Source organism: Pseudomonas typographi (genome assembly GCF_014694385.1).
Classification (GTDB): Bacteria; Pseudomonadota; Gammaproteobacteria; order Pseudomonadales; family Pseudomonadaceae; genus Aquipseudomonas; species Aquipseudomonas typographi.
In genome coordinates, this window is the sequence record NZ_JAAOCA010000197.1 from 1 (window position 1) to 252 (window position 252).

The following is a 252-nucleotide window of genomic DNA, read 5'->3' on the forward strand; positions in this document are numbered from 1 at the left end:
TGGTGAGTCAGTTCGGCAGCCTGGCCGCAGATCCCTCGATTAACGCGCTTGAGGCGCTCACCGGTGCTGCCGACAAACTGGCCTACTTCACTGCGGCCGACGCCATGGCGCTGGCCGATTTCCCAGCGCAGGCCAGGACATTGCTGGCGGCGAACAGCCAGGCGAACCAGAGATCGGCGCTGGGTCTAGGTTCTGCTGCGGTCGCGGCCATCCTGGGTACCGTATCGCAGTCTGGGGGCGTGCCGACGGGCG

General features: G+C 66.7%; 1 protein-coding gene. It reads left to right on the forward strand.

Translation table 11 applies throughout. The features are described 5' to 3' along the window. On the forward strand, positions 1-252 hold a 252-nt coding region (locus tag HAQ05_RS28375; RefSeq protein ID WP_202988141.1), incomplete at both ends, for a hypothetical protein.